23 protein-coding genes and 2 pseudogenes are annotated in these 25,471 nt (G+C 46.1%); 12 read left to right on the top strand and 13 right to left on the bottom strand.

Annotation, left to right across the window (positions count from 1 at the left end):
• Positions 1–23: 23 nt before the first annotated feature.
• The 9 genes and pseudogenes from CELL2_RS04585 to CELL2_RS04545 all read right to left on the bottom strand — a co-directional run bounded on the left by CELL2_RS04585 (position 24) and on the right by CELL2_RS04545 (position 11,027).
• On the bottom strand, positions 24–1,952 hold the full coding sequence (locus CELL2_RS04585) for a carbohydrate binding domain-containing protein (RefSeq protein ID WP_038033204.1): 1,929 nt from the start codon (positions 1,950–1,952) through the stop codon (positions 24–26).
• Between the two features lie 12 nt (positions 1,953–1,964).
• A pseudogene (locus CELL2_RS04580) lies at positions 1,965–4,129 on the bottom strand (glycoside hydrolase family 3 C-terminal domain-containing protein).
• Entirely contained in the window at positions 4,113–4,319 is a 207-nt protein-coding gene (locus tag CELL2_RS04575; protein ID WP_004082479.1) for a hypothetical protein, read from the bottom strand. The pseudogene CELL2_RS04580 and the gene CELL2_RS04575 overlap by 17 nt, the downstream one beginning before the upstream one ends.
• Positions 4,319–5,125, bottom strand: coding sequence for an ABC transporter ATP-binding protein (locus CELL2_RS04570; protein ID WP_004082480.1), 807 nt, complete (start codon positions 5,123–5,125; stop codon positions 4,319–4,321). The genes CELL2_RS04575 and CELL2_RS04570 overlap by 1 nt, the downstream gene beginning before the upstream one ends.
• The gene (locus CELL2_RS04565) at positions 5,122–6,114 is read right to left on the bottom strand and encodes an ABC transporter ATP-binding protein (protein WP_012896090.1); all 993 of its coding nucleotides are present in this window, start codon (positions 6,112–6,114) and stop codon (positions 5,122–5,124) included. Before CELL2_RS04565 ends, CELL2_RS04570 begins: the two co-directional genes overlap by 4 nt.
• Positions 6,115–6,117: 3 nt before the next feature.
• The gene (locus CELL2_RS04560; RefSeq protein ID WP_039446213.1) at positions 6,118–6,960 is read right to left on the bottom strand and encodes an ABC transporter permease; all 843 of its coding nucleotides are present in this window, start codon (positions 6,958–6,960) and stop codon (positions 6,118–6,120) included.
• Between the two features lie 3 nt (positions 6,961–6,963).
• Positions 6,964–7,980 carry an ABC transporter permease gene (locus CELL2_RS04555; protein ID WP_012310819.1) on the bottom strand — a complete coding sequence of 339 codons (1,017 nt, stop codon included), beginning with the start codon at positions 7,978–7,980 and terminating at the stop codon, positions 6,964–6,966.
• Positions 7,981–8,042: 62 nt separating this feature from the next.
• Positions 8,043–9,853, bottom strand: a pseudogene (locus CELL2_RS04550) (ABC transporter substrate-binding protein).
• 28 nt (positions 9,854–9,881) lie between these two features.
• Positions 9,882–11,027 (bottom strand): ROK family transcriptional regulator, encoded by a 1,146-nt coding sequence (locus CELL2_RS04545; protein WP_039446212.1) that lies wholly within the window; start codon positions 11,025–11,027, stop codon positions 9,882–9,884.
• Between the two features lie 228 nt (positions 11,028–11,255).
• Between CELL2_RS04545 and CELL2_RS04540 the strand changes: the two genes are divergently transcribed.
• From CELL2_RS04540 to folK, 9 genes are all read left to right on the top strand, one after another.
• Positions 11,256–12,380, top strand: a complete 1,125-nt coding sequence (locus CELL2_RS04540; protein ID WP_235231288.1) for a prolyl oligopeptidase family serine peptidase — start codon at positions 11,256–11,258, stop codon at positions 12,378–12,380.
• 87 nt (positions 12,381–12,467) lie between these two features.
• Positions 12,468–13,541, top strand: a complete 1,074-nt coding sequence (locus tag CELL2_RS04535) for a DUF362 domain-containing protein (RefSeq protein ID WP_029683123.1) — start codon at positions 12,468–12,470, stop codon at positions 13,539–13,541.
• 45 nt (positions 13,542–13,586) lie between these two features.
• A complete protein-coding gene (locus tag CELL2_RS04530; protein ID WP_038033252.1) occupies positions 13,587–15,086 on the top strand; it encodes a hypothetical protein in 1,500 nt (499 codons plus the stop codon).
• On the top strand, positions 15,083–15,607 hold the full coding sequence (locus tag CELL2_RS04525) for an NTPase (RefSeq protein ID WP_038033251.1): 525 nt from the start codon (positions 15,083–15,085) through the stop codon (positions 15,605–15,607). Before CELL2_RS04530 ends, CELL2_RS04525 begins: the two co-directional genes overlap by 4 nt.
• The gene (locus CELL2_RS04520) at positions 15,604–16,854 is read left to right on the top strand and encodes an HD domain-containing protein (RefSeq protein WP_038033250.1); all 1,251 of its coding nucleotides are present in this window, start codon (positions 15,604–15,606) and stop codon (positions 16,852–16,854) included. Before CELL2_RS04525 ends, CELL2_RS04520 begins: the two co-directional genes overlap by 4 nt.
• A 10-nt stretch (positions 16,855–16,864) precedes the next feature.
• Positions 16,865–17,227 (top strand): 6-carboxytetrahydropterin synthase QueD, encoded by a 363-nt coding sequence (queD, locus tag CELL2_RS04515; protein ID WP_004082502.1) that lies wholly within the window; start codon positions 16,865–16,867, stop codon positions 17,225–17,227.
• On the top strand, positions 17,224–18,003 hold the full coding sequence (gene folE2 / locus CELL2_RS04510) for a GTP cyclohydrolase FolE2 (RefSeq protein ID WP_004082504.1): 780 nt from the start codon (positions 17,224–17,226) through the stop codon (positions 18,001–18,003). Before queD ends, folE2 begins: the two co-directional genes overlap by 4 nt.
• Before the next feature lie 3 nt (positions 18,004–18,006).
• Positions 18,007–18,843, top strand: a complete 837-nt coding sequence (gene folP / locus CELL2_RS04505) for a dihydropteroate synthase (protein WP_004082506.1) — start codon at positions 18,007–18,009, stop codon at positions 18,841–18,843.
• Positions 18,828–19,292, top strand: a complete 465-nt coding sequence (gene folK, locus CELL2_RS04500; protein ID WP_012310812.1) for a 2-amino-4-hydroxy-6-hydroxymethyldihydropteridine diphosphokinase — start codon at positions 18,828–18,830, stop codon at positions 19,290–19,292. The genes folP and folK overlap by 16 nt, the downstream gene beginning before the upstream one ends.
• Here folK and CELL2_RS04495 read toward each other — a convergent pair.
• A complete protein-coding gene (locus CELL2_RS04495) occupies positions 19,276–20,355 on the bottom strand; it encodes a Xaa-Pro peptidase family protein (protein WP_038033248.1) in 1,080 nt (359 codons plus the stop codon). The two genes, folK and CELL2_RS04495, sit on opposite strands and share 17 nt — an antisense overlap.
• Positions 20,356–20,367: 12 nt before the next feature.
• Entirely contained in the window at positions 20,368–22,107 is a 1,740-nt protein-coding gene (locus CELL2_RS04490) for an ABC transporter ATP-binding protein (protein WP_038033247.1), read from the bottom strand.
• Positions 22,108–22,191: 84 nt separating this feature from the next.
• Between CELL2_RS04490 and CELL2_RS04485 the strand changes: the two genes are divergently transcribed.
• Both CELL2_RS04485 and CELL2_RS04480 read left to right on the top strand, forming a co-directional pair.
• Entirely contained in the window at positions 22,192–22,740 is a 549-nt protein-coding gene (locus CELL2_RS04485) for an outer membrane beta-barrel protein (RefSeq protein WP_004082513.1), read from the top strand.
• Positions 22,741–22,797: 57 nt separating this feature from the next.
• Positions 22,798–23,016 carry a hypothetical protein gene (locus CELL2_RS04480; protein WP_004082515.1) on the top strand — a complete coding sequence of 73 codons (219 nt, stop codon included), beginning with the start codon at positions 22,798–22,800 and terminating at the stop codon, positions 23,014–23,016.
• A gap of 137 nt (positions 23,017–23,153) precedes the next feature.
• Here CELL2_RS04480 and CELL2_RS04475 read toward each other — a convergent pair whose 3' ends face one another.
• Both CELL2_RS04475 and tnpA read right to left on the bottom strand, forming a co-directional pair.
• Positions 23,154–24,371, bottom strand: coding sequence for an RNA-guided endonuclease TnpB family protein (locus CELL2_RS04475; RefSeq protein ID WP_039446211.1), 1,218 nt, complete (start codon positions 24,369–24,371; stop codon positions 23,154–23,156).
• Positions 24,356–24,565, bottom strand: coding sequence for an IS200/IS605 family transposase (tnpA, locus tag CELL2_RS04470; RefSeq protein WP_233417792.1), 210 nt, complete (start codon positions 24,563–24,565; stop codon positions 24,356–24,358). Before tnpA ends, CELL2_RS04475 begins: the two co-directional genes overlap by 16 nt.
• A 94-nt stretch (positions 24,566–24,659) precedes the next feature.
• Here tnpA and CELL2_RS04465 point away from each other — a divergent pair, with 94 nt between their 5' ends.
• A complete protein-coding gene (locus tag CELL2_RS04465) occupies positions 24,660–25,445 on the top strand; it encodes a DUF362 domain-containing protein (protein ID WP_010865039.1) in 786 nt (261 codons plus the stop codon).
• The last annotated feature ends 26 nt before the right edge of the window (positions 25,446–25,471 follow it).

Below are 25,471 nucleotides of genomic sequence, written 5' to 3'. Positions count from 1 at the left end.
GCGCAAAGCACCGGGGATGTGTCTCATTGAGGGCTCACCGTGACATCATCGAAATAAATCGTAGTTGCCGTTCCTTCTCCGAGTTCGAAACTGATCTGAACGACCTCATCCGCATCGTCTGGATGCGTGTAGGTGAACGTGAACGTCTGACAGTCCGCTGTGAGATTCACCGTTTGAGCGAAGTAGTTGGTCCAGGGATCGTGATTCTGCAGAATTTTCACATTTATAGGTCTTGGTGTATCCGCTTTTGCTTTGAAAGAAATGGTGTAGGTTTTTCCTCTGTAAAGACCTATCCACTGGTTGAACTGAATATGCCACGTGTCAGTTCCAGGATCGGCTATCGTGATATAAGCGTAGCCATCCCTGACACCGTAATCGGAGACCCTGGCACCACTGATTCCGTAGTCTCCCGCCTGCCAAATGAACCATTCGTCCGGGTTGTTGGCCTGATCGTTCACAATAGGTTCGTCGAAAGTGCCGTTATTTATCTGTTCATAGGTCACCTCGGGACCTGCCTGCTGCTGTGCTTGTTCATATTCGCAGTCATCCACTTCCCCGGTGATTGTTTCAGGATTCTTATCTTCGTAGACTCTGATGTAGTCGATGTACATTCTCTGCGGGAATTGGGTGGTTTCGTCGGGATAACCTGGCCAGTAGCCTCCCACGGCAACGTTCAGAATGAGGAAGAACGGATGGTCGAAAACCCACTCAAGACCGAGTTCGGCCAGTTCATCCTTGCTGAGGACGTGGTAGAGCTGTCCGTCCACGTACCACTCCACTTCGTCTTCGTCCCACTCGATGGAGAAAATGTGGAAGTCTTCGGAAAAGTCCGGTACTCCTTCTGGAAGATGATAGGCAACACCTATACCCGCACCACCGGAATATCCCGGACCGTGTGCTGTTCCATAAACGGTTCTGGTGTCGTGGCCAAGCATTTCCATGATGTCTATCTCACCACAGGTGGGCCATCCGACCTCTCCTATGTTGTTTCCGAGCATCCAGAGAGCGGGCCAGATACCTTTTCCTTTTGGAAGTTTTGCCCTTATTTCGATTTTTCCGTACTTTATTTCGAATTTTCCTTCTGTGGTCATCCTGGCTGAGGTGTAGTCGTAGGTTCCGTACTCATCGGAAACCTGTTCTTTTCTCGCCTCAATCACAAGACAGCCGTTCTCAACGAACGCGTTTTCGTCTGTATAGTACTCGAGTTCCCCGTTACCCCAGCCTGGAATACCTTTTGCATGACCGTTTCCTATCTCGAAGTTCCAGATGTTCGGATCGATAACACCGTCATCGAACTCCTGACTCCAAACGAGCTGCCAGTCTTCCACTTTGTCTTCATCCTCCTCGGTGTAGATTTCGTTTTCCTCACCGCTTACCTCGAGAACACCGATGTCCTCCATCACTACGTCGTCTATCCAGACCGTGCCGGTATACCTTCCAAGCTGAAACTCGAAACGAGCATTTTCATCGGTCTCCTGTCTCATGACGAATTCGAACTCGTACTTCTGCCAATCTGTTCCGAGCTCGAAGACCATGCCGCCGGATTCGTCGGTACCGGGGTTGTACGCGGTCCATCCTCTTCCGGCCGTTCCTCCTATCTTCACCCCGATGTTCTTTTGAGAGGAAGCCTTGGCTCGGAAAGAAACTCTGTACTTGTGGAGTTTCTCAACACGTATGGGAGCCTGTATGATCTGAACCGACCAGGTGTGATCTCCTCCGTTTGTTATCTCAACCACGAGAACGCCGTTTTCAACTCGAGCCGTTCCCTCACCGTTTGAATTGGTGAAGAATACCCAGTTTCCTTCTGTGTTTATGGAACCATCCTCTGCGGGTGGGTCTATATCCATACCTGCGATGAGGATTGGTTCATCGAAAGAAGCGTTGCCAAGGATGTTTTGAGCCAGAATGAAAACAGGAAAGAGAAGCAGAGCGAAAACCAGCCTGCTCATCATATTACCCCCTTTTCATGGTTTGAATCTCTTCTCTCCCTCAACCAGAAAAATATCTCTCAACCTTATATCCCTCGAAGATGCACCGACCCTGACCTCGTATTCTCCTGACTCGACAACCCATTCTTTCCCATCGAAACTCGCAAGATCTCTAAGAGGAATTTCCAGAAAGATCTTTTCGGATTCACCCGGGTTCAAAAGTTTTGTTTTGTGGAACGCTTTCAGCTCCTGGAAGGGTTTGTCTATTTTCCCTTTTGGAGCTTTGACATAAACCTGTGAGACTTCCTTTCCAGCTCTGTTCCCGGTGTTTGTGATCGTGTAGGACACCCTGAGTGTCTCACCGTCGATAGCGATCTTTAAATCTTTGTATTCAAACTTTGTGTAAGAGAGGCCGTAGCCGAACTCGTAGGCAGGTTCCACACCAAAGGTGTCGTAGTACCTGTATCCCACGTAGATGTCTTCCTCGTACACCACTCTTTGCGGATTGTCCTTTGGCTCTCCTGGGAACGTCCAGGATGGAACGTCCGAGTAATCCTTCGGGAAGGTCGTTGGAAGTTTTCCGGAGGGATTAATCTTTCCCACAAGAACATCGGCCACTATTCTTCCCATCTCCTGTCCCGCCTGCCAGACAAGAAGAATTCCATCCACAAGGTCTCTCCAGCTTGCGACTTCGATGGGACTTCCGATGTTCAGAAGAACCACAACTTTCTTACCCTGATCGTGGAATTCTTTCGAGACGGTTTTTATGAGTTCCAGCTCGTCATCGGAGAGGTAGAAATCACCTTTCACCGGCTTTCTGTCGTATCCCTCACCGGAGATCCTGCTGATCACAACAACTGCAACATCGTTTTTCTTTGCAGCTTTCTTTATCTCTTTTTCTGGGAGGAAGTTCTCTGGAAGTTTCGGTTTTATGGCCGTTCCCCAGGAGTCGGTTCTGGGTTTATATTCCTCTGTTTCTCTCATCTTTTTATGTACTCCTCATAAGTGGAAGCGAGTTCTTCGTCGAACTTCATGTTTCTTTCTTTTATGCCTTCAAGGATAGAGATCGTGTATCTCGGATGGGTGTCTCCACTTCCCGTTCCTCCCTTTATTGTTTCGATTTGACCGGTGCCAAAGACGGCGACATGGGTATTTTCATCGAACGGAAGAACACCGTTGTTCTCAAGAAGGACAACACCCTCCGCACCTGCTTTGTAGGCGACTTCCGCGTGAGATTCGAGATCCGGTTTGTTTGAGTACCTGTACCCTTTGAAGGAAGGCGCGTTCACAAGAACTTTGAGAATGTTTCTCACACACTCATCGAGAACCTCCTCACTCAACTTTCCCTCCTTCAACGCCTCCATGATTTCTTCTATTTCATCTCTTCTTTCCGTGTTCACCTGATACGCTTTTCCAGGCATGATCATATCGTTTCCGGCCTTGAGCTGTTCTACAGGGTTGTCTCCCGCGTACCAGTCGCTCATCACGAAACCGTCAAATCCCCATTCTTCCCTGAGAACCTTCTTCAAAAGCCATTCGTTCTGTGAACAGTATTTTCCATTCAGTTTGTTGTAAGCGCTCATCACGGTCCAGGGTCTTGCTTTCTTGACGGCAATTTCAAAACCTTTCAGATATATTTCTCTGAGGGCTCGCTCGGACACGATCGTGTCCACTACCATCCTGTTCGTTTCCTGGTTGTTCGCGACAAAGTGTTTTATGCAGGCTCCCACCCCTTGAGATTGAACTCCCTTGACAAAGGCTGAAGCCATTTCACCGGAAAGGACAGGATCTTCTGAGTAGTACTCGAAATTCCTTCCACAAAGAGGGTTTCTGTGAATGTTCATCGCAGGTGCAAGAAGCACATCGACACCGTATTCCCTAACTTCTTCTCCCATGGCTTTTCCCACTTCTTCCAGAAGGTCTCTGTTCCAGGTAGAAGCAAGCATGATTTCAACGGGAAATGCCGTCGTGTAGTAAGTGTTTTCATCGTTTTCCCTTGTGGGATTTATTCTGAGTCCTGCGGGACCATCTGCCAGGACAAACGCAGGAATTCCAAGTCTTGGAATGGGATGTGTTTCTCCAGCCGCACCCGCCACTCTGGAATGTGGGTTTCCAAAAAGTCCTGGAAGACCGACCCCCACAACGAGCTTCACCTTTTCCTCTGTAGTTAACTGAGAGAGGATTTCATCGATCCTTTCCATCGTCTTCTTCCCTCCTCTTTTTCTTTTCTCTGACGACAAGAAACACAAGGAAAGGTACAGTGAGTCCGAGGAGTCCTAAATTTAGGTAGAACTCCACTGGCCTCAAGCCGCGCCACAGGTAATAAAACAGAACTATCAATTCAAGAACCAGAGCCCAAGAAAAAATGGAGAGAACCGCTTTTGTAAACATCACAGATCCTCCAGTTTCCTGTAAAGCTTCGGGATGCTACCGACGAGGAGCTTGGTGTATTCGTGGGTCGGCTCGAGAACCACTTTGTCTGGGTGTCCCCTTTCCACGATTTCACCGTTCTTCATAACGAAAATGTTGTCGGAAACGTAATAGGCAAGCCCCAGATCGTGTGTGATGAATATGATGGACGTTCCTTGTTCCTCTCTGAGCTCTTCGAGGAGTTTTATGATACCTCCTCTGGAGGAAGCGTCTATCATGGATGTGGGTTCGTCCGCTACGATCAAAAGAGGCCTCAAGATCCAGCATCTTGCTATCATGATTCTTTGTTTCTGTCCACCAGAAATCTGGTGCGGGTACTTTCCAAGTACATCCTTCGGATCTATCCCCACTCTGAAAAGCGACTCCTTTATGAGTTCGAGCGCTTCTTTCTTGTTTGAAGGCTTGTTCTCGAGAAGACTTATGGCCTGCCAGAGAGTTCTCTCGACTGGATAGAAGGGATTGTAACTCGCAAAAGGATCCTGGAAAACCGCGTGGACCTTCCTTCTGAATTCAACCAGAGATTCCCTGTCCTTTATATCTTTCCAGATATCTTTACCTTCAAAGTAGATTTCACCGGAGGTAGGGGGAAGGAGCCTCAGTATCATCTTTGCGGTGGTTGTTTTTCCGGAACCGCTTTCTCCAACGAGTGAAACGATTTCTTTTTCCTTCACCTCAAAAGAAACATTCTTCACCGCCTCTATACGACGCTTGGAGAAGAATCCAAGTGAAAAGATCTTTGTAAGGTTCTTCACGACGAGCCTGCTCATGCTCTCTCCTCCATGTAAAGCCAGCATGCAACTCTTCTTCCCGGTTCTATTTCCGTTAGTGGTGGTTCTTTTTCTTTACAGACATCCATCGCGTGAGGGCATCTAGGATGGAATCTGCAGCCAGATGGAGGATTTATGAGATTGGGTGGAGCACCAGGAATGGAGGTGATTCCTCTCTTTTTCACCTCTGGTTCTGGAGTGAGAACCGAATTGAAAAGCCCCTGGGTGTAAGGATGAAGCGGTTTTTCCAGGAGACTTTCCACAGGTGCGAACTCAACTATCTTTCCAGCGTACATGATAATCATTCTGTCTGCGATCTGCCTTACAGTCGCTATGTCATGGGTGATGAAGATTATGCTCTTCACGATTCCTTGGCGTTTCATCTGCATCAGGACTTTCAAAAGAACCTTTTGATTCACAACATCCAGAGCGGAAGTTGGCTCGTCAGCTATGAGAAGGCTCGGATTCAATATAGTTGCGATCGCTATCACGGCTCTTTGTCTCATTCCACCACTGAGCTCAAAAGGATACCTTTTAATCCAAAGTGGATCGAGCCCCACCTCTTCAAATCTTCTTCTGGCTTTCTCCAAAAGTTCCTCTTCGTCTATTCCGTGCGATTCCGCAAGATGCCTCACATACTTTTCCATCCTGATGGTGGGCATCAGTGCGTTCATCGCTGCTTGGGGTATTATCGTTATCTCTTTTCCCCAGAATTTTCTTTTCACTTCGTCTCTTGTCATGGACGACAGCTCTACAAACTCTCCGTTAACTCTCAGAAATATCTTTCCATCAACGAGTGTCAACGGCTTTACCATGTTCATGAAGATCACGTTCGAGAGAGTTGTCTTTCCACAACCAGATTCACCGACAACCCCTATAACTTCGTCTTCCAGTATTTCAAAAGACAAACCATCCACAGCTTTGACAGAAACCTTTTCCAGTTTATAGTAGGCCCTCACATTTTCTGCTTTCAAAAGTATTTCTTTCATTCTTCACTCCTCCCTCAAGCGTGGATTGAAGACTTCATCCATTGCAGTACTGATGACCAGCAGAGAAGCAGTGACAGCCACAATGGCGAGTCCTGGTGGCACGAACCACCACCACAGACCTCTTCTCACTGCCTCCATGAGAACTGCCCACTGAAGCATGATTCCAAGGGAGATTCCCTGGGTGGGACCGAGCCCTATCAAGCTCAGACCTGCTTCTCCCATGATTCCTCCGTTTATGAAAAGAACAAAGGACATGAAGGCGTAAGTCGCAATCGTTGGGATGAGGTCTTCTATCACCAGTCTGAGATCGGAATAGCCGGCCATAACAGAAAGGTACACGTACTCCCTCGACATCACACTCATGAGTTGTGCTCTTATCGCTCGCGCAAACCAAGGCCACTGGAATAAGCCCAAGATGACCGCAACCATTTCAACACTTCGTACCTTCAAATAACTCGCTATCAAAATTGCTATGAGTATCGAAGGAGTAGTAAGGACGATGTTTGTTATTCCCATCAATACATCATCCACAATACCCCTTTTCACGGCGGAGAAACTTCCTATGATCGTACCTACCACAAGCGAGATGATTGCAGCCAGAAAACCGATGTAAAGCGAAGAACGAATTCCATGAAGCAGTTGTGCAAGGACGTCTCTACCGTACGTGTCCGTTCCGAGAGGATGCGCGCTGGAAGGAGGTTGCTCGTAATCCCAGGTCATTTCCATAGGATCCACTTTGTAGAACACTGGCCCAAAAATTCCCAGGAAGAGAAAGAAGAGAAAAATCGAAAAACCTATTATGAACTTTTTGTTCTTGAAAAGTGGTCTTATCATCGTTCGAAACATATTTTATGCCTCCTGTCCCAGTCTTATTCTTGGATCTATCAAAGCGTAAAGGAAATCCACAATGAAGTTAGCGAGATAGATAGAGGCAATAAGAATCACAAAGATCCCCTGAATCAATGGATAATCGAGTGTAGTCAAAGCCCTGAAGAGTAGATATCCCGTTCCAGGGTAATTGAACACGATCTCAGTGATGAGGGCTCCTCCTAAAACCCCTCCTAAGCTCAAAGCGAGTCCCGTAATCTGTGGGAGGAGGGAGTTTCTGAAGACATACTTGAAAATTCTCTTGTCTTTCATACCAAGGTATTCAGAAAACATCGCATAATCGCTTCCAAGCTCGTATATCACCATGAGCCTCATTCCTATCGCCCATCCACCCATTGCAGAAACGACGATGGATGCAAAGGGCATTATGTAGTGCTTCAAAACATCAACGAAGAACGACCAGCTCAGGTTCGGTATCGTTCCCTGAGAATAAGCCCCTTGAACAGGAAGCCAGCCGAGTTTAACTCCAAAAAGGAAGATGAATATCATTCCAAGCCAGTAATATGGGATCTGAGAAACTATCAGGGAAGTTGTAAGGACTCCCTTGTCAATCCATGTGTTTCTTTTGTAAGCCGCTAAAGCACCGAGGCTGTTACCCAGAATCCAGGCGACTATCGTTGCTGGAAGAAGGAGTGCCAGTGTCCACGGAATAACTGGAATGATCAGGTCAATGACTTTCCTGGGGTAGAAAGTAATGGATGTTCCAAGATCTCCTCGAAGTGCCTTGGTGATGAATTCGAAATACTGAACGTACCAGGGTTTCCCGAGACCAAATTCTTCCATTAACGTTTTCTCAGCTGCTCTTATAGCCTCTGGATTCGCCTGAGCCACCCTTGAAAGGTTGGAAAGGATTTGAGATAAAGGATTCCCAGGAATCGCTCTTGGAAGTATAAACACAATAGTGGTTGCCACTATGTAGGTAACAAGCAGGAAGATGAAACGTCTCAAAAGGTACTTGAACATCGATTTCGATCCCATTCAATTCTCACTCCCCACTCTGTTTTTGTGAAACCCGGCCCCGAAGTGGGGCCGGGGAAAGATCACATGGCCGCTTTCTGGAGATCTTCGAAGATCTTCGCGGTGGGTATCTCGATTCCTCCTTCATCAACCGTTCCAAGCCAGGACGGTACGGGCTGTGGATCGCTCTTCTTGGAGATGATGAAGAGAGTCGGCCAGGTGTCCGCGTGCCATGGAGAAGGTCTGAACCAGGCTGGATTGTCCTCGCTCAGTTGATCCAGTACTTCGTCGAGTATTCGTACCAGTGAGCCGTGTAGAACGCGGGTATGCTCGGCATATCTCTGTAGATGATCTGCTGGATTCTGAAGTACGCCTGTTTTCTCACCTCAGGATCGAGTGTAGAAACTGCTTTGTCGAGGAGTTCGACTACCTCATCATTATCGTACCTTTCCCAGTCTCCAGCCCACGTGACTTCACCTACAGGAGCAGACAGCCTCTTATCGAGCACAAACCTGTATATGTTGAACGGATGATCGAAGCTCGGACCAACACTCCAGGATATGATGAGGTCGAACGTTCCTTTCGTCATTCTGTCTGCCCATACAGAGTAATCTGGAAATTCAGTTCTTACATCGATACCTATGCTTCTCAGATTCTTTGCGATCATCTCACACATCATCATCCAGTCAGTCCAGCCGTACGGAACAGATATCGTGTACGGACCAAGTTTCGTGCCATCGGGGCCAACCCTTACACCATCAGGTCCTTTTTTGTACCCTGCCTCGTCCAAGATCTTGTTTGCCATATCGAGATCGAACGGGATTCTTCCATCTTCAGTTCCAAAGGTTTTCTTTGCAAGGTCGTAATCGATGTACTGCTTGTACGGTTCGAAGAGATCGATCACCATGGACGGGTGAGCCTGGCTTCCATAACCGAAGTAAGCCTTTTTGAGCATTTCGTTGTACGGAATAGCGTAAGCGATCGCTTTTCTCACAGCTGGGTCGCTCAAACCAGGTTTGGTATTGTTTACGTACACGAATCCCACACCGTCGGGAATGAAGTAAGGTTCCTTTTTGTACCACGTTCCAACCGGAAGGCCTTTCTTCTCCCACAGTTCCCAGACACTCGGAATGAAGAGTCCGTTCCAGTCAATGTCGCCTCTTTCGAACGCGAGACTGGCACTCGGGTTGTCCTTGTAAATGACGTGAGCCAGATACTTGGGTCTTGGAAGTCCAAAGATGTCCTTGCCCCACCAGTCGTCAACTCTCTGGTACACAACGATGTTCGGGTCGTAGTAGTAGAGTTTGTAAGGACCAGAAACAACCTGTTCTTCAGGTTTGTCGTTGATCCAGTCTTTTATGTTCATCTGTGCTCTGATCCTTTCGTAGACGTGTTTGGGCATCGGTTGTGCACCGAGGGAGTAGGAAAGGAACTGGAAGTAATTGAGATTCTCTTCTTTCGCCTTGAATTCAACCACTTTTGTGTCAACAGCTTTCACGTATTCGATGTAGGTATCCCATCCACCGCCGGGGCCTATTCCGAGTTCTTTGGTGAGCTCCAGAGCGTAGACAAAATCCTCTGCGGTGATAGACACCCCATCGCTCCATCTTGCTTCAGGTCTGATGTAGATCCTCAGAGTTTTGTCGTCCACGAATTCGTATCTTTCTGCGATGACAGGAATCCAAGCGTCTCTTCCAAGGTCGTACTGGAACGCCGGAAGGTACATGAACTGATCAGTACCCCACGTGGACTGCGGTGCGTAGAGATTCCAGGTTGTGGCAGGTCCCCAGATGGCTCCACCGATGTAAACTGTGTCTTCACGAGGCAGAGAAACCTGTGCCATCAAACTGGACAAAGCCACGAGGGCCAGTAGAAACACCAGAAACTTCTTCATAAAAACACCTCCCTTATGATGAAGTGAGTTAACCCACACTTTTCAAAAATTCCTCTATCACCAGTACATTTCCGCCAACAAGAGATGGTGCTACTTCCTTGAAGATCGTGTCTCTTATGAGAACGTCGGCGATCTCTCTGTCTGTTATCTTCTCAAGCTCTTTCTTTATGAAAGAGCCAAACGTTTCCCAGAGGTCGTTCACTATGCCTCCGAGAACAATAACACCCGGGTTCAAAAAGTAGATCACGTTCTTCAAAACAACTGCCACACAGCGAAGGTAATTATCCATGATCTTTCTCACGCGTTCTTCTCCAGAAAACCACAACCTTTTGAGGTAGCGAAATTTCTCTTCGAGAAACTCACCTTGCAGATTTACCTTTTTTTCCACCTCGGCGATGAGTTTCGATATGGAGAGAAAATCCTCCACCTCCCTGTTACTGGAGATATCCAGAACGACGTGCCCTATTTCCCCAGCGGCGAAGTTCTTTCCTCTGACGATACTTCCATTCACCGAAATCGCACCGCCGATACCTTCACCAAAATAGAGAAAGAATGAAACACTGGAGCTTTTCACATCCTGAGAGAAGAACTCCTCAGCAAGAAGGGAAAGATTTGAATCGTTTTCTACCATCACATCGAACCCCAAACCTTCGAACTCCTTTTGAAAATCAACATCTCTCCAGCCAAGGTTCGGTGCATGGATCAACAGTCTCTTTTCAGTGTTCACTATTCCTGGAAGCGAAAACACCAGCTTTGAGATGCTCTCGTTCAGTGTATGGGTTCTGAGGATGTTCTCGTAAGATTCCTTCACTTTTTCTTTGAATTCTTCAAATACCCTTGGAGTGGGAAACCTTTCCACAATTCTCCAGGTTCCATCCAGGAAACCTACGGCCACAAGTGTTTCAAGAACTTCCACGTTGTATATGATCGCTGTGACAAACGATCTTGTAGGCCCATATGTCACAGCCCGTCTTCTTCGGCCCGTTGCCATCCCTTTTTCTTCTATTAAACCTTCGTTAATCAACTCCTCAACGATTCTCCAGATCGCACTCTGAGCAAGACCCGTCTTTTTTGCAATCTCAACTCTACTGTGTGGACCACTTTCTATCAGGTATCTCAAGATCATTCTTTTGTTTTCCTGTTTCATGGATCTGGGATTGAGTTTTTTGTGCACGAAAATGCCTCCCGATGAATTTTGTATCTTCCTCAGAAAGAAATTATAGCGATTGGTTTCAGAAAATACAAACACGATTAATGGGCATTTTCAGAATTTACAGACAAATATGTAGAATTATTTAGAATTATCGTTTGAATTCTCATGTTTTCTTTAAGTTACAACTGAATTCATTTTCGGAGGCTATTCGATGGATGATATCATTTTTGAGACAAAGGAGGGATGATTATGAAGGTTTCTCTCATTACCAAAGTTTTCCCGGAAGGTGAAAAAGTCTGTGCAGCTGTAATCGAGTATCCCGTTGAAATCGATGGGTGGAAACTCTCAACGGATCAATTCTCTGTTAAAGTAAAAACTGGTGAGACATACTCTTCAAGAACGATTACAAAGGTTTACGCAAACGACAATAGAGATCCCTCTTTCAGCATTTTCAACAACCGTGGGAAGTATGTTGTTCTGGAACTCTCCCCTGAGGATTTACACTCAAATACTTTTGTCTTCGGACCTAACTTTCTCAACACCCGTATGGAGCTGGACTACATCGTCTCACAGCTCGTTCCCATTTTTGATGTGAATGGAAACAAAGTAGAACCCTTTACATCGAAGCAGACAGATGAGAAACATCTCATCATCGATGATTTCCTTGCATTCACTTTCAAAGATCCGGAAACAGGTGTTGAGATACCCTACAGATTGTTCGTCCCGAAAGATGTGAATCCTGACAGAAAATACCCGTTAGTTGTCTTCCTGCACGGAGCGGGAGAAAGGGGAACAGACAACTATCTACAGGTCGCCGGAAACCGTGGAGCGGTTGTCTGGGCTCAGCCGAGATACCAGGTGGTTCATCCGTGTTTTGTTCTCGCACCGCAGTGTCCTCCAAACAGCAGCTGGTCCACCCTGTTCACCGACAGGGCAAATCCTTTCAATCCAGAGAAACCTCTTCTTGCTGTCATAAAGATCATCAGGAAACTCCTCGATGAATACAACATAGACGAGAATCGAATCTACATCACCGGGCTTTCGATGGGAGGTTACGGCACCTGGAGCGCTATTATGAATTTTCCTGATCTCTTTGCAGCCGCAATACCGATATGCGGGGGAGGAGATGTCAGTAAGGTTGAGAGGATAAAAGATATTCCCGTCTGGGTGTTCCATGCGGAAGACGATCCGATTGTTCCGGTAGAAAATTCACGCACACTGGTGAAAAAACTTTCAGAGATAGGTGGAAAAGTCAGGTACACCGAGTACGAAAAAGGATTCATGGAGAAACACGGGTGGGATCCACACGGATCGTGGATACCTGCCTACGAAAGTCAGGAAGTCGTAGAGTGGCTGTTTGAACAAAGTAGATAGTTGTGGTAGAATTTAAGTGAAAAATCATATACCTCAAGAGAGCCCTGCTGGGCTCTCTTTTTAATTCTCAAAAAAGGAGGGATTCACATGCCAGCAAAGGTTTATTTCACAGACATGACGACCAACCCAAACATGAACATGCTTCAAAAGTTAGAACTTCTTTTGAAGAAAGTGGAACTGGAAAAGATCATCGAAAAAGACAAGTTCGTGGCTGTAAAACTCCATTTCGGTGAATACGGAAACCTCGCATTCATAAGACCCCAGTACGTGAAAATCATTGTGGACCAGATCAAGAAACTGGGTGGAAAACCTTTCCTCACCGACGCGAACACGCTCTACACCGGCCACAGATCGAACGCTGTGGATCATCTGATAAATGCCTACCTGAACGGTTTCACCTACGAGGTGACAGGGGCTCCTGTGATCATCGCGGATGGTCTCAGGGGTTCAGATGAGATAAAGGTGAAAATAGATGGAAACTACGTAAAAGAAGCGAAGATAGGTGCAGCGATAGCCCTGGCAGATGCGATAGTCGCTGTAACACATTTCAAAGGGCACGAAGCGACAGGTTTTGGAGGAACAATAAAGAACGTTGGAATGGGAAGTGCATCCAGAGCTGGAAAGATGGAACAACATTCCGAATCCAAACCGTACGTGGTTGAAGAAAAGTGTGTCGCCTGTGGAACATGCGCGAAGTTCTGCCCGGTTGGAGCAATCACCGTCACAAAAGTGGCAAAGATCGATTACGAAAAGTGTATCGGCTGTGGACAGTGTATCGCCATGTGTTCCTACGGTGCCATGTCTCCAAAATGGGACAGCTCGACTGACTCTTTGAGTAAAAAGATGGCTGAATACGCAAAAGCGGTTCTCAAAGACAAGAAAGCGGTCTTCATTTCGTTCATCATGAACATCTCTCCAGACTGCGATTGCTGGAACATGAACAAACCTCCCGTGGCTCCCGATATAGGAATCGCGGTCAGTACAGATCCGGTCGCCCTGGACCAGGCCTGTATCGATCTTGTCCTTCAAAAAACGGGCAAAGATCCGTTCCTTGAGGTTCACCCAGATGTAACCTGGAAGACACAGCTCGAATACGCTGAAGAGATCGGTCTTGGAACGAGAAAATACGAACTCGTGAAGGTGGCTTGTGATTTGAAGTGAAAAGTGGTTTAATAGAGGTGGCAAACTTTATGAGGAGGTCTTATTGTGAGAAAACTTGTTTTGATCAGTTTGGTTCTTTTAGCGGTCCTTGGAATGCCCCAGGAATGGGTCTCCCGATCTTTCGGCCCTATTAGCTGGCAGCAACCGTCAGACTGGCAGGAAACACCCCCACTTGGTCTCAACTCGACCGGAGTTTTCAAGGGAGTGGGTGATGGTCAGACACTCAATCAGGGAGTCGGTGTGTTTTTCATCTACGACGCAGGTGTTGAAGAAGCGCTTGTCTATGGACTATCTCAGGATGCATCTCTCGTCGACCAGGGTGAGACAGAGTGGAAAGGATTCAAGGGAAGATACTACAAATTTGAGGGAAACAACCTTTCTTTCAACGTTCAGGTCTTTCCACTCGGAATGAGAGATCTCGTTTTCTGGAGTTTTGTGGCCGGAGAACCTGCAGACGAGGATTTAAAGACTCTGGAGAAGATCCTCTCAAGCATCGATCTGAACGAACGATTCAAATTCAGTAGGTGGAGCTCGCAGGATGGAACGCTTGAGATGTACCAGAACGGCAATCACTTCGAAGGATCTTTTGGAGAGAAAACCTTGGAAGGAATAGTGATCGAAAACAGTATCTTTGGATGGTGGAAAAAATCAGACTCGACCGGCAGCGTGGGACCGTCTTGGTTCTGGGATGGTGCCTTCAACGGAAAGTTCGTAGAAGGGAAACTGCAGTTGTTGTTCTCCAGCTCGGAAGATCCGTTCTACTCGCTGGAAGGAACCACTGTGATCTTTGAAAACGTCTCCGGAGAATTCGAAAGCTCCACGGCGGAAGAAGTGTCCGTTACAGAATCTCTCCTTTGCAGAAGCGTTTACGAAAACACACCTTTCGCTACAGACACTGCGTTCACACCTTTTGACAAACGAATCGTCATGTGGAGCGCGACAAAGCCATTCGAAAACTCCCATATATTCAAATGGGAATGGTACGATCCAGATGGAAATCTGAAGGAAACCGTCTATTACGTCGTTGCTCCAACGATAGAAACGGGTTACGACTATTACGACAGCGTGTGGGGCTGGATGGCAACCGACGGATTCGGAGAAAATGTGTTCGGTAACTGGAAAGTAGTGGTTTACGCGGACGGAAAGAAACTCGATGAAAGTTCTTTTAAAGTGGTTCAGGAACCAGAAATGAAAACGATCGAAACAGAAACCTTCAAATTGAACGTTCCCGCTTACACCTATTACCAGCTTTCTGAAGGAGTGCATTACTTCATATTGGACATTGCAAATCTGATCTTCGCAGAAGCACATTACGAAACAGAACCACTCAACGGTGAGGTTTACAAAACCCCGAATTACGAGGTTAACTTCATAGAGACATCCATGCCGGATTACCAGACGGGACAGAATTTCACCTACTGGATTGTCCAGTTCCCAGAGAAAGATGGACAGTACCTCTACATGGGTTTCTATGCTCCGGAAGAGGACTTCAAGAGATTGGAAAGTCTGTTTGAAAGGATTTTGAACAGCGTTGAGTTAAAATGAAAATACTGATCACCGGAAGGCCAGGTGTCGGGAAAACCACTTTAATCAAGAAACTATCACGCCTCCTGCAGAACGCAGGGGGCTTTTACACTGAAGAGATGAGAGAGGACGGAAAAAGAATCGGTTTCAAGATCATCACCTTAGATGGTGAGGAAGGAATATTAGCAAGAACAGACCTCCCTTCTCCATACAGAGTGGGTAAATACTACGTGAATCTAAAAGACCTGGAAGAAATCGGTGTAAGATCGCTCGAAAGAGCCTTTCAGGAGAAAGATCTGATCATTATAGACGAGATAGGAAAGATGGAACTCCTATCCAGGAAATTCCGGGAGGTAGTCGAAAAAATCTTCGACAGCGAGAAAGATGTGGTAGCCACAATCAAGAAATCGAGCGATCCATTCGTAGAAAAGATCAAAAACAGAAATGATGTCGTCATCTTTGAGCCGAACGAGAAAAATCGTAACTCTCTGTTGAACGAAATTCTGTCTGTTTTAAAATTCAATCGAGGTGAAAAACAATGATACAGATGTTGATTAATTTATTAAAAACGATCCCTTCGCTGGGAAGACACTCATTTCAGGTCGCTTTTCTTTCCGCTCAGATCGCAGAAAAAATGAATCTTGATTCCAACGTTTCATTCTTATCTGGATTGATCCACGATCTGGGACTGATTCTGCCATACGAAGGGAAAACGCTGCTGGATGAAATAGACGACACTTTCGTTATCGTGCGGGACACCCCGGGCAAACCCCTTCACCTTCACAGCATTCTTGGAAGCTTCATCACCGATTACGTCGAGAAACTGAAGCCCATATCCCCCATCGTTTTGAAACATCATTTCCCCGCCTCGTACCTGGACAAAACAGAAGAGAATCTGATCTCCAACATCGTCTTCATCTCGGACCAGGTTTCAAGATACACAATGGTCAATTTAGACGTTTCACCCAGAGATATCCTCATAGCTCTTGAAGATATGAAGAGCTTCTTCTTTCCGGAGGTGTTCGAAGCATGCAGAGAGGTTCTGAACATGGAGTTTGTCCAGTGGCAACTTGAGAATATTCTTGCAGGATACGATGTTACAGACTTGCTGAATGACCACGTAAGAAATTGTCCGGACTGTGACAAGAAAGACCTGATTCAAATTGGGAAAATCGTATCTTTCATCGTGGATACCAAAAGCGAATTCACCACCAGCCACACCTGGAGAGTCGCAGTCTTCTCAAAAAAAATGGCAGAAAAAGCTGGCAGAAACAGTGAGGATCTCTTCATCGCTGGTCTGTACCACGACATTGGTAAAATCAGCGTGAGTTACAAAATTCTCGAAAAACCAGCAAAACTCAGTGATGAAGAATACGCTATTATGAAAAAGCACGTCTATTTCTCCTATCTCATCCTTCTCCCCTACAAAGATGAAAACTGGTTCTTACCCGCGGTAAGGCACCATGAGAGGCTCGACGGTTATGGCTATCCTTTTAGACTGAAAGGGGAAGAAATGACCCTTGAAGATAAAATAATCCAGGTTGCCGACGTGTTCAGCGCACTTTTAGAGGAAAGGTCTTACAGACCTGCGAACACCGTGGAAAAAGCCCTGAGCATGGTGCGCGAAGAAGTGAAGAAAAAGAAGTTATCTCAAGAAGCCTTCGAGTTACTTGAATCATCCCTGGAAGACTTCGATCTCAGCAGTATAGAGGTGGGAAGAGAGATTAGAAAAGAGATCAGAACGTTTGTGAATAGAGTGGTCGAAAAATTCGGAGATTACGTTCTTTAGAGGTGAGAGCATGATCTTGGTGAAGAAATTTTCTTTTGAAGCCGCACACAATCTGACCAGGTACCTTGGAAAGTGTGAGAGACTCCACGGTCACACCTACAGACTCGTTGTTAAGATAGAAGGTCCTCTGAACGAAGAAGAGATGGTCATGGATTTTGCCGAGCTGAAAAAAATCGTCGAAGAGCTGGTTATTTCTAAACTCGATCACTCGTATCTCAACGACATGTTCGACCAGCCCACCACGGAAAGAGTAGCGATATGGATATGGGATCAGCTCTCAAAAGAGATGGAAAAACGCGGTGTCAGGCTCCACGAGATAGAACTGTGGGAGACAGAAACGAGCGGTGTTGTGTACAGGGGTGAGAAGGTTTGAAGGATGTTCAGAACGAAAAAGACCCAAGGATGGTCCCTCTAAAAAAGGTGGGAATAAAAGATCTGCACTGGCCTCTCAAGGTGATTCTCAAGGAAGATGGATACCAGTCCACCGTTGCTCAGATTAGCTGTTCAGTGGATCTTCACCGTGAAAAAAGAGGAATACACATGAGCAGATTCATAGAAGTTCTAAACAAACTGGAAGTGATAACTCCTCAAATCTTCGAAGAGATTCTGGATGATCTCATAGAAATCATGGAAGCAAAGAGGGCACACCTGGAGATCCACTTTCCTTACTTCATATGGAAGGAGTCTCCTGTTTCCAGAAAGAAATCGCCGTTGAAAGTGGACTGCTTCGTTGAAGCAGAAAAGGAGAAGAATTTTTCTTTCAAAATTGGGGTCAGAACACCTGTCCACACACTCTGCCCGTGTTCAAAAGAGATCAGCGATTACGGTGCTCACAACCAGAGGGCTTTCGTTGAAATAACGGTGAAAACCAGAAAGTTCATCTGGTTCGAAGATCTGGTAGAAATAGCGGAGAAAAACGCAAGCTCTCCTCTTTACACCCTGCTGAAGAGGCCGGACGAAAAGTTCGTCACGGAAAAGGCTTATGAGAATCCCCGATTCGTAGAGGATGTGGCAAGAGACGTGGCACTGGAACTGGAGAAAGATCCAAGGATCACCTGGTACAGAGTCTACGTGGAAAGTATGGAAAGCATACACAACCACAACGCGTTCGCCTGTGTAGAAAAAGGAGATTTCGTTCTGGAGGGATGAAACGTGGTTTACACAACTCCATGGAACAGAAAGATCGAGTTTGGAAGAACGATGGTTATGGGAATAATAAACGTCACACCGGACTCCTTCTTCGCTGATTCCAGAAAACAGAGCGTACTCGAAGCGGTGGAAACCGCAAAGAAGATGATAGAAGAAGGTGCTGACATAATAGACGTGGGAGGAATGTCCACCCGTCCCGGATCAGATCCCGTCGATGAGGAAGAAGAATTGAACAGAGTGATTCCCGTGATAAGAGCGATCAGATCGATAACCGACGTTCCGATTTCCGTAGATACATACAGGTGGAGGGTGGCTTTGAAAGCTCTTGAAGCCGGAGCGGATATCGTAAACGATATCAGCGGTTATCAATTCGAACCGGATATCGTCAGAGTAGTTTCTGAAAACAACGTCCCTTACGTTCTCATGCACATAAAAGGAACGCCAAAGACGATGCAGGAAAATCCTCATTACGAAGATGTGGTGAAGGAGATAAAAGAGTACTTCACAGAAAAAATAGAGTATCTAAAAGAAAAAGGTGTGAACCAGATCGTTCTGGACCCGGGTATCGGGTTTGGAAAAAGATACGAAGACAACCTCGAAATTCTTCGAAGGATCGACGAATTCAAAGAGTTAAAACTGCCCATCCTCATAGGTGCTTCAAGAAAATCTTTCATAGGAATCACCTTGGGAAACGTGCCCCCCGAAGAAAGACTTGAAGGTACTCTTGCGGTCACCGCGTACTGCACGATGAAAGGAGTAGATATAATTCGGGTACACGATGTCCTCCCTAACAAGAGGGTGATAAGAATGATGGAGGCGATACTCTGGCAAAGGTTGTAATAGCGCTTGGAAGCAACCTCGGTGACAGGCAGAGAAACATAGAAAAAGCCCTTGAGGAAATGAACAAGAGAAATATAAAGGTAGAAACAGTATCCTCCATAATCGAAACAGAACCATACGGCTACGAAGATCAACCGAGGTTCCTGAACGCGGTTTGTATCGCACAAACACCGCTTTCTCCTCACGAACTGCTGAATACACTTCTTCAAATAGAGAGAAACATGGGAAGAGTGAGAACGATACGGTGGGGACCCAGGATCATCGATCTCGACATCGTATTCTATGAAGATCTTGTTCTCAGCGAAGAAGACCTCATAATACCCCATCCCGATGCGCACAACAGAACGTTTGTCCTGGAACCACTGTGCGAGATAGCTCCAGATTTAATCCATCCTGTGATGGGAAAGACAGTGAGAGAACTACTGGAAGATCTCAGACGACGAAGATAGATCTCGGCAGAGTAGTGAGTATTTCACAGCCCTGCTCTCTCAAGACCACGTCTTCTTCTATCCTTATACCGAACTTTCCCTCCAGATAAATTCCGGGTTCTACGGTGAAAACAACGTTTTCTGGAAGTGGAGAATCGTTTCTGAAGCTGATGGCTGGTCCTTCGTGTACTTCGAGGCCTATCCCGTGTCCCAAACTGTGTCCGAAGAACTCACCGTAACCTTTTTCCCGTATAAATTCCCTGGCAACCGAATCGAGTAGTTTTCCCGTCACACCTGCCTTTGCAATTTTGAGAGCCCTTTCCTGTGCTTCGAGAACTATACTGTGAACTTCCTTTACTTCGTCGGATGGTTCTCCTATGGAAACAACACGGGTGATATCAGCACAGTAATTCTCATATGTGGCCCCGAAGTCTATCACAATCACGTCCCCTCTCTCAACTACTTTGTCTGAGGCTTTACCGTGCGGAAGAGCGGATCTACAGCCTGAAGCCACTATGGTGTCAAAAGCTACACCCTCCGCTCCTTCTTTTCTCATCGTGTATTCGAGAAGGGCGGCGATCTCTTTTTCTGTCATTCCAGCTCTGATCTGCTGTACCGTTTCGAGGAAGGCTCTTTCAGAGATCTCTATTGCCTGTTTTATCTTCTCGATTTCTCCTTCGTCTTTCACCATCCTCATCTGCTTGACTTCATCATCTATTCCTATGAACTTTCTATCTCCAAAGGCACTCGAAATCCTCCGGAAAAGTGAAAGAGAAACCCTTTCTTCTTCCAAAGCAATCGTTTTTATTTTCAGATCATTCACCGTTTTTTTGAGAACATCAATGAAATCCCCACCTTTTACTTCCCTCACCTCGAAATCCGTTTCCTGCTTGGCTTGAACTGTGTATCTGGAGTCGGTTATGAGAAGCCTTGTGTTTTCGGAGATGAGAATGATGGAAAAAGATCCGGTGAATCCGGAAAAGTAAACTGAAGATGCCCTGGCAGAGTTTTCTATGTTCATTATCAGAAAAGCGTCTGCTTCTTTTTCGGAGATGAGTTGAATCAATCTTTCTGATCTGTCCATTGTTTTCCCTCCCTACGCATTTTCGAACTGTATCTTGTAAAGGTTGTAGTAAAATCCTCTCTTCTCTAACAGTTCATAGTGATTGCCTTTCTCTACAATCCTACCATTGTGGACTACCACTATCTCATCGACGTCTTTCACAGTAGAGAGTCTGTGTGCGATCATTATCACTGTCCTGTCTTTTGAAAGCTCTTCTAAAGCCTCCTGAATCTTCGTCTCTGTTATAACATCCACGTTGCTCGTCGCTTCATCAAGAATGAAGATCTTCGCGTCAAACAAAACGGCTCTTGCGAGCGCTATGAGTTGCCTTTCGCCTGCTGAGAGAGTGGTTCCTCTTTCGACTATTTCGTAGTAAACACCTCCGGGTAACCTCTCTATTATATCCAGAGCATGGACTCTTTTCAGTGCTTCGAGAACTCGTTCTTCTGGTATGCTCTCATCGAAAAGCCTGATGTTATCGAGGATCGTTCCGCTGAACAACAGAACATCCTGCGGTACAGCTGCTATCTGTTTTCTCACAAGTTTTAAATTGTACTCCAGAAGCGGAATCTCATCGATGAATATATTTCCCTTCTGCGGTATATAAAGACCGTTTATCAGGCTCATGAGAGTGGATTTCCCACCACCTGTTTCTCCCACTATCGCGTACAGTTTCCCTGGTTGAAAATCCAAGTTTATGTCCTTCAGCACCCAGTTCTTTCCGTCGTACGAAAACCACACGTTCTCAAAACGAACACGACCTTTCGATATTTCATTCGGTCCATTTGGATTTCCTATGACCTCTGGTTCTTCTTTTAAGAGGTTCAAAATTTTCTCGGAGGATGCCATGGAGTTCTGGATTATATCGTACTTTTCGGAAAGGTCTCTGAGAGGCCTGAAGAACATATCGAGGTAAGATACAAAAGCGTACAGAGAACCGAATCCAAGGGTTTTATTCGCGATATACCTGGCACCGTACCACAAAACAAGACTCACTCCCAGAAAGTAAAGAAAATCCATGAGAGGACGAAAGACTCCGAAAACGTAGAGTTGTTCCATCAGAGATCTGTAATACTCTGTGGCCACTGTGGAAAACTCCTTTTCTTTGTGTTTTTCCAGATTCAAGATTTTTATCACGTTGATACCTGCTATGTGCTCTGCCAGGAAGGCGTTGAGGCGGGCGAGGTTGGTTCTGACCTTGCGATAAGCCCTCCTGTCGAAGTATCTGAACAGGAGGATCGAAATGACGATCAAAGGCAAAAGGTAATAGACGTGGCCAAAAAGCTCTCGACTGAGCTGAATGAGAGAAACAACGACCGCTCCCAAAAGGAGAACATCCATAATCACACTGGTCACAACAGAAGAGAAGAACTCCTGGATATTCTGTGTGTCGTTAACGATCCTGGTGGTAACTACTCCGGAAGGTATTCCTGTGAAAAAAGAATACGGAAGTGAAATGACATGGGAAAACACGTCTTTTCTCATCAGAAGGACTATCTTTGAGCCTGCATACCCTGTTACATAAGAACTCGCAAACCCCACCAGAAAGGAAAGGACGCGAATTCCTAAAATTATAAAGGCCGTTATTACAATGCCGTTCAAACGCTCAAACGAAGATAAAGTACTTTCCACAAGAAACTTATCTATCGCCGTTTTCATCAAACGGGGTGGGAGGATTTCCATCACTGTGAGAATCAGAGATAGTACAGTTCCTACAAGAAAAAGATACCAGTATTTTTTAGCGTACCTTAGCAGAAACTTCTCCGGACTCAAAATCACCACCTCTGTCTTGATATTTTACCACTTCTGTGTGTTATAATTGAACACGGAAAATTTCATTACAGGGAGGGAGTTTTCATGAAAAAGCTTCTTGTGATTCTTCTCGCGGTAGTGGCAGTGGGAGCTTTCGCTTTCTCGCTGGAGGATCTGAAGGTCAGCGTTTTTGGGAATTATAATTTTGTTGTTTCTGCGACATCTACAACTTCCGATGCTACGGCCGCTAATTACTTGGATTTTGGTCTCGATCTCACATATCCGGTAGCAGAAAATATGGAGCTGGGTCTTGGGCTTGGTTTTGCTTATCTTCTTGGTACTGATGCTACTCCTCTTTTCTCTGTTGATGCTACTCCGAGTCAGAACGCACTCGATCTGTTTGCTGTTTTCAAATACTCCATTGAACTCGACAGAGAATCCAGAGTTGTCATAAGGGGATTCGGTGGACCCAGCTGGCCTATGGCCAAGTTCGATTTTGGTAAATTCGGTTGGGTCTTTGGTGTTGGTGCCAGCTACACAAGAGACTTTGAAGGACTCGTAGTTGGACTCGGTGCAGGTGTTGAAATGAGAATCTACGAGAAAAACAACGTGATCGCAATCCCCGTTGGAGGAAACTTTGAAATCAACTTCTGATGAAATCCATAGAAACGAAGGGGGCATATGCCCCCTTTTTGTTTTGGGGTGATGTGGATGGACAAGGAAAAATACGTGAAAGGAATAGAAAAAGCACTTCAGAAAATAGCGGTCCGTGAGTTAAAAATCGTCGATATCTCCGAAATATGGATCGAAACGGCTCTCCCAAAAGATCTCATAATCGAAATACTAAAAGAAGGAAAGCTCAATATCCCATCCGGTATCGAGACCATAAAAGACGGGAGGGATGTCATCTGGAAAAGGTCTGGTTCCTGAACGTCTCCAACTACGAGGAAGCCAGCACAAGGCTCAGAGAACTCCTTGACAAGTACTTTTCTCACCTGTTTTCACCATCCGATAAGGTTCTTTTGACACTCCCAATCCCCTGAAGGGGATGGGATTCTTGGCAGCTCTTAGGCTGCCTTCCATGGAGCGCTAATCGCTCCATAGCCACAGAGGTGCGGGTTAAACCTCACACCTCTGGCGGGTGCCAAGCCCGCTACTACTTGGGACTTCGTCCCAAGATACCTTTTCCAAATGTTGATTGCTCCAACTCCGTCCCTGTGATACTCAAAACCGCAGCCGGCGCACTTGTAATTTCGTCCAGACGGCCTGTTTTGAGTGCCGCATACAGGACACGTTTTGCTTGTATGCGCTTCAGAAATGCGCACAACCTCGATGCCGAATATTTGCGCTTTGTATTCTATCTGGCTCATGAGCTTTCTGAAGGCCCATTGGTGCAGTTTTTGATTGAAATTATCGTTGCCGTTTGTGCGTTCTCTTATGTTCGTAATGTCTCCGACGACAATGGTGCTTATGTTCTTTTGCACGCATAAACCGATGAAGTGGCTCGTGATTTTGTGGAGCACGTCGTTGATTTGGTTTCTCGTCTTGTACAGCACCCTTCTTTTGGCTCTCGACAGTTTTTTATACCTTCGTGAGCCCTTTTGGCATCGACTCAAAGCCCCCTGGATATCTGCTAGTCTTTTGTTTCGGTATCTGAGTATGCTGTTGAGAACACCACCGTGATATGAAATCACCTCAGAACCATCGAAACAGGTTATCGGGCGGAGTATTCCGACGTCTACGGACATAACTTTCTGGCTCTGGCCTCTCTTGTGCTCACTCTTCACCTCTATCGCAAGGTGAAGATAATACCGACCGGCTTCGTAAACCAACTTGGCTTGCCTGATTGTTGTACCGGCTGGCAACGTTGTGGGGATTACAAATGGCTCTCGATTGCGTCCCATCGAGAGCTTGACCTTCCCATCTGGCAAAAGCTTGATGGCTTGATTTTTCCAAATGAACGGCAGAAAATTTTTCCTCTTGTATGGCGGTTTTGCATGTGGATTTGTTTTGACTGCAACAAAGTAGCTATTGAGTGCCTGAAAGTACAGCTGGACCATGGCTTGTTTGGAGTGAGTGTGGATATCGATAGCGCTCGACCAGCGAAGGATGTATTTTTGCGCTGTGTTCGGTGAGAGCCAAAAACCTTTCTTGTTTTTGATCTTTTTGACCAGCGACATGGTTTTGTTGTAGATCCGAGCGGCGATCCTGTTCAGCTCGGAACACAAAGGATACAATTCCACCGGCACAGGGACTTTGTAGGTTCTGATCACATATCTTGACACTCTTCAATGTACCTCCTGATGGTTTCTTCTGAAACGGTGCCCACTGAGCCCACATAGTATGTTCTGCTCCACAATCCTTCTCTTGTTCTCAGGTGCGGGAATTTTTCGAGAAGCTTTTTTGAAGACACCCCTTTGAACAGGTTGACTATTTGTGCCGGAGCTAACCGAGGAGGCGCAGAAACAAAAAGATGCACATGATCCGGTTGGATCGATAGCGACAACACCCAATCATAACACGAACATGACCAACAAGCAAGCCTCTTACCCGTTCCCCTGAAGCGGAAGGGCTTGCGAGGCTGTTTTTCTGTCACAGGTGTTGAGGATGTTTGTGAAAGACTGGGCGTTCCATGTGTTCCTTTGGATGATCCTGTGGAAGTCAGCGGAGAAGTGTTTCAGAAGATAAAAATTTCCAGGAAGGTTCTTGAAGCAGACAAGGTGGTTAATCTTCCAAAATTGAAGACCCACTCCCAAATGGTTATGACACTCGGAGTGAAAAACACCTTCGGATGTGTGGTGGGTCTCGAAAAATCTTCCTGGCACATGAGGGCAAAGAATTACGACGATTTCGCGAATCTGTTGATAGACATTCATCGAATCGTGTCTCCAGTTCTCACGATTCTCGACGGTGTGGAGGGTATGGAAGGAAACGGACCCACAAACGGTAAAAAGAAACATTTTGGCCTTGTGGCTGTTTCGAAAAATGCTTTTGCTCTCGACGACGCTGTCTGCAAAGCTTTAGGAATAGATCATGTTGTTTACACGGTTCAGCATGCTCGAAAAAGAAGAGTAGTTCCTGATTATGAAATTGTGGGAACGTTCCACGCTTCTATACAACTTCCTTCCACCGTCTCCACCCTCGATAGACTATCCAGAACCTTTTCAAGGTTCTTTGTGAAGTATCCAAAGATCGACACCAGAAAGTGCGTGAAGTGTCGGCTCTGCGAGGAACGATGCCCCGCCTCGGCCATAGATATCTCCTCTCAGAGAATCGACTACCAGAAGTGCATAAGATGCTACGTCTGCCATGAAGTCTGCCCTCAGGATGCCATAAAGCTTGTCAGAAGACTCGTATAGACAATATATTAGAAATGTATATATTG

The sequence above is a fragment of the Thermotoga sp. Cell2 genome (assembly GCF_000789375.1).
Taxonomy (GTDB): Bacteria; Thermotogota; Thermotogae; order Thermotogales; family Thermotogaceae; genus Thermotoga; species Thermotoga petrophila.
This window is presented reverse-complemented; position numbering and strand designations above follow the sequence as displayed.